The 3,041-nt window shown below is 67.1% G+C and carries 2 protein-coding genes; both read left to right on the top strand.

The genetic code is table 11. The features are described from left to right. A partial coding sequence (locus tag EOA28_RS30820; RefSeq protein WP_148670957.1) for an alpha-2-macroglobulin family protein occupies positions 1-2,126 on the top strand: 2,126 nt, incomplete at its 5' end. A 75-nt stretch (positions 2,127-2,201) separates the two neighbouring features. Continuing rightward, a partial coding sequence (locus tag EOA28_RS30815) for a transglycosylase domain-containing protein (protein ID WP_348633447.1) occupies positions 2,202-3,041 on the top strand: 840 nt, incomplete at its 3' end.

Genomic DNA, 3,041 nt, shown 5'->3' with positions numbered 1-3,041 from the left:
TGCTGGGGCTGGAGATCCGCGATCTCTATGGCCGCCTGATCGACGGCTCGCTCGGCACGATGGGCAAGATACGCACCGGTGGCGACGGCGCCAACATGCAGGCGCAAGGCAGCCCGCCGACCGAAAAGCTGGTCGCCTTCTTCTCCGGCCCGGTCGAGCTCGACGCCAACGGCAAGGCGCGGATCGACTTCGACATCCCGCAATTCAACGGCACCGTGCGCGTCATGGCGGTCGCCTGGACCAAGGAGGCCGTCGGCCATGCCCAGACCGACGTCATCGTGCGCGATCCGGTGGTGATCACCGCCGGCCTGCCGCGCTTCCTGGCGCCGGGCGATGCGGCGACCATGCGCCTCGACATAGCCGACACCGATGGCCCGGCCGGCGACTACGCGCTGTCCGTCACCACCACCGGCGACCTTTCGACCGGCGACAAGCCGTTGCCGGAAAAACTGACGCTCGCCCAGGGCAAGCGCCAGTCGCTCACCTTCCCGCTGGTCGCCAAGACCGCGGGCGACGCTTCGGTCACCGTCAAGCTCGCCCATGCCGACGGCACCCAGGTCGAGCAGACGCTCTATCTGCCGGTGCGGCCGGCGCAGCTTCCGGTCACCAACCGCATGGTTGTCGACCTGAAGCCGCATGGCGGCTCGCTGCGGGTCGACAAGGAGCTGCTTGCCGCCAGCGTGCTCGACGGCGCTTCGGTCAGCGTCGGCGTCTCGCAGTCGTCCGCGCTCGACGTGCCGTCGCTGCTGATGAGCCTTGATCGCTACCCTTATGGCTGCGCCGAGCAGACCACCAGCCGCGCCATGCCGCTGCTCTATGTCAACGACATGGCCAAGAGCATCGGCATGGAGAGCGACCCTGACCTGCATCAACGCATCCAGGACGCCATCTACAAGGTGCTCTCCTATCAGTCGTCGAGCGGCAGCTTCGGCCTCTGGGGGCCGGGCTCCGGCGATCTGTGGCTCGATGCCTATGTCAGCGAGTTCCTGACCCGCGCGCGCGAGGAAAAGTACGATGTGCCGGCGCTGGCGATGAACCAGGCGCTGAACAATCTGCAGAACTCGCTAGGCTACGACCAGGACGTCCAGGACAAGGGCAGCGATATCGCTTACGCGCTCTATGTGCTTGCCCGCAACAAGAAGGCCTCGATAGGCGACCTGCGCTACTACGCCGACACGCAGCTCGAAGCTTTCTCCAGCCCGATGGCGGTCGCGCAACTGGCGGCGAGCCTGGCGCTCTACGGCGACACGCAGCGTTCGGAATCGACCTTCCAGACGGCGCTCCGGCTGGCGCAGTCTGAAACCGACTACGACTGGTACCGCTCCGACTATGGCTCGCGGCTGCGTGACGGCGCGGCGATACTGGCGCTGGCGGCGGAATCGAAGCCGGTGCCCAGCATCATGCCGCAACTGATCAAGCTGGTCGGCGTGGCGCGCGCCGATGCCCGCTGGACGAGCACGCAGGACGAATCCTGGATGCTGCTTGCCGCGCGGGCGCTGAAGGAAGGCAATGATTCCATCACGCTTTCCGTCAATGGCGCGCCGCATTCGGGCGGCTATTCCGACCAGGTCGCCGGCGGTGACCTGGTCGACAGCCCGCTTACCATCGCCAACACCGGCGCGACGTCGCTGCAGGCGGTGGTGACCGCGGTCGCCGCGCCGGTCGATCCACTGCCCGCCGGCGGCGACGGCTTCACCATCGATCGCACCTACTACAAGCTCGACGGCACCGAGGCCAACGTCACCGAAGCCAGGCAGAATGAGCGCTATGTGGTCGTGCTCAAGATCTACGAGCAGAACAAGTGGCCGTCGCGGCTGCTGATCACCGATCTGTTGCCCGCCGGCTTCGAGATCGACAATCCGAGCCTGGTTTCCAGCGCGCAATTGTCCAACTTCTCCTGGCTGGCGCAGACCGACGCCGCGCATCTGGAGTTCCGCGACGACCGCTTCGTCGCCGCCTTCAATCCCAATGAAGGCGACGGCGACCGCAACATCACGCTGGCCTATGTCGTGCGCGCCGTGACACCCGGCACCTACGCCCATCCGGCGGCGACGGTGGAGGACATGTACCGGCCGCAATATTCGGCCCGCACCGCCACCGGCGTGATGGAGGTGAAGGCGGAATAGCGAGGTCGCCGGTCTATCCTTCTCCCCGTCCCTATACGGGGAGAAGGTGCCGGCAGGCGGATGAGGGGCAGCGCCATGCTCTCCAGGAAATTTCTCAGACGCACCGCGATCGCAGGCATCTCGCTTGCCGGCCTCGCGGCACTTTCCCTCGCCGCGCTCTGGGAACTCGACCGCGTCTTCCCGCCGCCGCTGCCGGCAAAGCTGACGGTCTCCACCGAAGTCCAGGACCGCGACGGCCAACTGCTGCGCGCCTTCGCCACGCCCGACGGCTACTGGCGGCTCGAGACCCGGCTCGACCAGGTCGACAAGCAATTCGTCGACATGCTGGTCACCTATGAAGACAAACGTTTCTGGGACCACCGCGGCGTCGACCTTCTGGCGCTGTGCCGCGCCGCCGGCCAGCTCTTCACCAGCGGCCATATCGTCTCCGGCGGCTCGACCTTGTCGATGCAGCTCGCCCGGCTGATCGAGCCGCGCGACAGCCGCAGCCTCGGCTCCAAGCTCAAGCAGATGCTGCGCGCCATCCAGATCGAGCGGCGGCTTTCCAAGCAGGAAATCCTCGAACGCTATCTGACGCTGGCGCCCTATGGCGGCAATCTCGAGGGCGTGCGCGCCGCCTCGCTCGCCTATTTCGGCAAGGAGCCGAAGCGCCTCACAGTCTCGGAAGCCGCCCTCCTCGTCGCGCTGCCGCAATTGCCGGAAAAGCGCCGGCCCGACCGCAATCTCGGCATCGCGCACGCCGCGCGCGACCGCGTGCTGACCCGCATGGTCTCGGCCGGCCTGCTCGGCGAACGCGAAGCGCAGCGCGCGGCGCTAGACGACGTCTCCGGCCTGCGCAGAAAACTGCCGGCGCTGGCCGCGCACGCCTCCTACGCCATGCTGCCCAAGGCCGTGCCCGGCAGGCCGCTGCAACTC

The sequence above is a fragment of the Mesorhizobium sp. M2A.F.Ca.ET.067.02.1.1 genome, from assembly GCF_004023285.1.
Classification (GTDB): domain Bacteria; phylum Pseudomonadota; class Alphaproteobacteria; order Rhizobiales; family Rhizobiaceae; genus Mesorhizobium.
This window is presented reverse-complemented; position numbering and strand designations above follow the sequence as displayed.